A 4,772-nucleotide genomic window follows, 5' to 3' on the forward strand; every position below is an offset into this window, starting at 1 on the left:
GCGCGCTTTTCATAGTCCTTGCCGCCGGTGGCGACGAGCTTCTGCTCGACGGTGGCCGCGGTGGAGGAGGGCGGCGCGACTTCTACGCGGGCCGGATTCTGCAGGAACCGGTCGGCGAGCTTCTGGATCTCCGGCGGCATAGTCGCCGAGAAGAACAGCGTCTGGCGCGTGAACGGAATGAGCTTGGCGATCCGCTCGATATCGGGAATGAAGCCCATGTCGAGCATGCGGTCGGCCTCGTCGATGACGAAAATCTCGACGCCGGTCATCAAAAGCTTGCCGCGCTCGGTATGGTCGAGGAGGCGTCCGGGCGTGGCGATCAGCACATCGGCGCCGCGCTCGATCTTGCGGTCCTGTTCGTCAAAGGAGACGCCGCCGATCAGGAGCGCGACGTTGAGCTTGTGTTTCTTGCCGTATTTCTCGAAATTTTCGGCAACCTGGGCCGCGAGTTCGCGCGTCGGCTCGAGGATCAGCGTGCGCGGCATGCGGGCGCGGGCGCGGCCGCGCTCCAGAAGCGTCAGCATGGGCAGCACGAAAGAGGCGGTCTTGCCGGTGCCGGTCTGGGCGATGCCGCAAACGTCGCGGCGGGTCAGTGCGTGCGGTATCGCGCCCGCCTGGATGGGCGTCGGTTCGCTGTAACCGGCTTCGGTTACGGCGGAAAGTACTTTGGGGCTGAGCCCAAGATCTGAAAATGAGGTCAAAGGGAAACGTGTTCCGTGTTGTCGTTGACAAATAGACGGATCCTTGGCCGCCTTCGCGTTTACGAGGGCGGGATAGTACCAAACCGCGCGAGAGTCAAGAAAAGCCCGGAAGCATGGGGGCTCGCGGGCTCTTTTCGCGTCGCTTTTCGGGCAGTGTCCGGGGCCGGCCTCAGCCTTCGCCCCCGACTTCGGCAAGTACGGCCTCGGCATGGCCGTCGACCTTGACCTTGCGCCATATCTTTTTGAGAACGCCGTCCGGCCCGATCAGGAAGGTGGAGCGTTCGATGCCCATGAATTTGCGGCCATACATGCTCTTTTCCTTCCACACGCCGTAGGCCTCGGCGACGCTGTGGTCCTCGTCGGAGCCGAGCAGCACGGCAAGGTCATGCTTCTTCGCGAAGCGGCCGTGGCTTTGAAGCGTGTCGGGCGAAACGCCGATGACAATTGCTCCGGCCTTCTCGAATTCATCGGCAAGGGCGGTAAAGGCGACGGCCTCGACCGTGCAGCCCTTGGTGTCATCCTTCGGATAGAAATAAAGCACAAGCCACTTGCCCTTCGCATCGGCAGCTGAGAAAACCCGCCCTTCGGCAACCGGCAGGCTAAAATCAGGGGCCTTTTCGCCCTCTTTCACGTCGCTCATCGGCAAACACTCCTCGTTCATACCATGTTCAAGTCGAATTCCGGATATATGGCCTTGGGCAAACGCTGTTCGCGCTGATTGTCTGCTTGCCAGCCATGCGCGTCATCATGATTATCATACCCGTGTCTGAGGGGATTCGCGCCGGATATCTCCTTGATCACGAATATAGTATTCGTCGGGGCGGATTTGAAAGACAGGAACGACAGAGAGACCTACATTCGCGGTGAGCGCACGCGGTTCAACCGTCGCGAGCGCGTCGCGCTTCATCGTTTGCCCTCCGCCCAGACGCATGATCCGCATATCGTCCACACGCGCCCGCACCACCGGTTCTCCCACGCCTGCGCGCGGCTGTTCCTGTTTTTCGTGCTCGGTCTCGCCATCCTCTTCGCGGCGATCTTCTACATCATCGAAAGCGGCTCGCTCGACCGGTTCCTTGCGGAGAAGGCCAACGAGCAGATCCGCACCGCCATGCCGGACGGCTATCACGCCCGCATCGATGCGGCGGCGTTGCGCGTCGGCTCCGGCCTCTCGCTCAGGCTCAATGTCAGCGGCGTGAACCTGATCGGGCCCGGCGAGAAACAGATCGCCTCGATCGGCGTGCTGAGCTTCGCCGTCGACCCGATGAGCCTGGCGCGCGGGCAGATCTCGGTCAACGCGGTGCAGGCGGACAACATCGACATCGATTCGTCCGCCTTGCCCTCGACGGGAACCTTCAGGCTGACCGACCATCGCGTCGACAGCCTTCCGATCCTGGTGGAGCAGATATTCACCCAGACCGATCTTGCCCGCGGGATCCTGAGCGCGGCGGAGACCCAGTCGATCCAGCTCAGCGACATCCAGTTTCCCGTCGGCAGCGCCTCTCCCGGCAAGACTGTTTCCGTCGATATTCGCGAGGTCAACCTGAACCTCCTGCCGGATGGCGTTTTGCGGGTCGACGGCGCGGTCTCGCTGGACGGGACGACGACGGGTTTCACGCTCGAGGCGATGGCGGACCGCGGCCGCACCAGAAGTCTTCAGGCCGAGGTCAGCAATGTCAGGCTGACGCCGTTCCTGCTGCAGGAAAACGATGACGGCGAGGCGATGATGGGCGTCGAGGGCACGGCGGACATGGCGATCGCCCTGACGCGGGCCGCGCCCGGCGGGCTGCCGGAGGTGATGGCGGAATTCGATGTTGCGAAGGGGCGCTTCGTTGCCGATTCGATTGCGCGCGCCTTTTCCGATGCGCGGCTCAACCTCACCTATGACACGGCGAAACAATCGCTCGAACTGACGGATTCCTCGATCGAGTTCGACGGCAGCCGTTTTCCCTTCACCGCCGGCATCATGGATATAGACCGCTTCCGGCCCGGTGCGGAGCAGCCCGGCTACGCGCTCGACATTCTGGTGCGCGGCGGCCGCTTCAAGTCTCGCGAGCCCGGCCTGCCGCCGCTGATCTTTGACGCGAAATTCACCGGCGAATACCAGACGGACAATCCGCGCCTGCTTCTCGACAATATCGCCGTCAGTTCGCCGCAGGGCATCATGGCCGCCTCTTTCAAGGCCGTGTTCGGCAACGCGACCTCGCCGGAGCTTTCCTTCGGCGCGCGCATCGAGCGCATGGACACCGAGGCGGTCAAGCAGCTCTGGCCCTTCTGGATCGCGCGCAAGCCGCGCGAATGGGTCAGTCGCAACCTGCATGGCGGCGTGGTGACCGACGGCGATATCGCCGTCTATCTTCCCGCCGGGCGGATCGAGGGGCAGGGCATTCCCGTCAACCTCGACGAGACCGAACTCAAGATCGCCTTCGACATCGACGATACCCGCATCACGCTCAACGATCAGTTTCCCGACGTGAACCGCAGCGATGCGCGGGTGGAGATCAACGGCGGCAGCGTCGATGTCGAGATCGAGGAAGGAACGCTCAACATCGCCAAGGGCAGGACCATCCGGCTTGCCGAAGGCACCTTCGCGATAGCCGACACCTATGCAAAGCCGCTGACGGGAGAAGTGGACGTGATGCTCGCCGGCAGCATCGGCGATCTCGTTGAACTTGCCGCCGCGCCGCCGATCAACGCGCTCAAGGGCATGGATTTCGCGCCCGCCGATTTCTCCGGTAACGCCGAGGTCAATGTCAAGGCGCGGTTCCCGCTGGACGAGCCGGGACCGCTGCCGCCGACCTGGAGCGTTGCCGCCGATATCAGCGAAGGGAAATTGGCAAAGCCGGTCAGCGGCTATGCGGTCGCCGACCTGTCCGGCCTGCTGGAGATTGTCCCCGACCGGCTTGCCTTCGAGGGGACGGGCAGCGCCGACGGCGTGCCGCTGGATATCGAATGGGCCGAGCCGCTCGGACCGGATTCGGCCGCAAAATCCGTGCTCTGGCTTACAGCCGACCTCGACGACGCCGAGCGCGAGAAACTGGCGCCCGGTCTCGGCAGCTATGTCGACGGTCCGATCTCGATGACCGTTGAAAACGAGCCCGAGGGCAGCCGGATCACGCTCGACCTCAACAAGACGGTGCTTTCCCTGCCGTGGATGGGCTGGCAGAAGGCGAGCGGCGTTCCGGCGACGCTCTCCTTCCGGGTGGACACCGAAAGCAAAGACGGGCTGACGGTTCTCGAGGACCTGACGCTCTCCGGCAGCGGGCTCGCCGCGCACGGCAGCGTGACCCTCGACAAGGACGGTCTCCTGTCGACGACGCTGACCCATGTCGCGCTGAGCGAGGGCGACGACGTCAACATCGCCATTCAGCGCGAACAGAACGGCCTCGATGTCGTCGTGACTGGCCGAAGCTTCATGGCGAGCCCGATTCTCGATCATCTCAGTTCGGCAGGGGATGACAGCGGCTCGTCCGACGATAACGGCAACGCCCGCGTTCATTTCGATTTCGCCCGCGTTACCGGCGAGGGCGGCCGGCAGCTTTCTTCCGTCTCCGGCGATCTTCTGGTCAGAAAAGGCGATCTTGCGAACGGGACGCTTTCGGCGACGACGGCCACGGGCCAGCCGTTGACGCTGAAACTCGGCAATGACGGCGGCAGCAAGACCGTCTCGCTCTCCACATCGGGAACCGGGGCGCTGCTGCGTTTCCTCGGCGTCTATCAAAAAATGTCCGGCGGCACGCTCGACCTGAACCTGGCCGAGACCGCGACCGGCTGGCACGGCATGCTCGACCTTGCCGAATTCCGTCTGATCAACGACCAGCAGTTGAAGCAGCTTCTGTCCTCGCCGGCCGCTGCCAACGGCAAAAGCCTGAACGCGGCCTATCGCAACCAGCTGAACGAAAGCGAGCAGCGCTTTCAGCGCGCCCAGGCGGTGATCGATGTTTCCGACGGCGTGCTGCAGGTCTCCGACGCATTCGTGCGCGGTGATCAGGTGGGCGCGACCTTCAAGGGCGTGGTGCGCGATGCCGCCGGCAATATCGACATGACGGGCACCTTCATGCCCGCCTACGGCCT

3 protein-coding genes are annotated in these 4,772 nt (G+C 63.6%); 1 reads left to right on the forward strand and 2 read right to left on the reverse strand.

What is annotated here, in order from left to right:
* Both AC5DC2_RS19510 and AC5DC2_RS19515 read right to left on the reverse strand, forming a co-directional pair.
* A partial coding sequence (locus AC5DC2_RS19510; RefSeq protein ID WP_491699672.1) for a DEAD/DEAH box helicase occupies positions 1 to 701 on the reverse strand: 701 nt, incomplete at its 3' end.
* Positions 702 to 870: 169 nt separating this feature from the next.
* Positions 871 to 1,341 carry a peroxiredoxin gene (locus tag AC5DC2_RS19515; protein ID WP_491699673.1) on the reverse strand — a complete coding sequence of 157 codons (471 nt, stop codon included), beginning with the start codon at positions 1,339 to 1,341 and terminating at the stop codon, positions 871 to 873.
* A gap of 153 nt (positions 1,342 to 1,494) precedes the next feature.
* Between AC5DC2_RS19515 and AC5DC2_RS19520 the strand changes: the two genes are divergently transcribed.
* A partial coding sequence (locus AC5DC2_RS19520; RefSeq protein WP_491699674.1) for a YhdP family protein occupies positions 1,495 to 4,772 on the forward strand: 3,278 nt, incomplete at its 3' end.

It is taken from the genome of Martelella sp. (genome assembly GCF_984369615.1).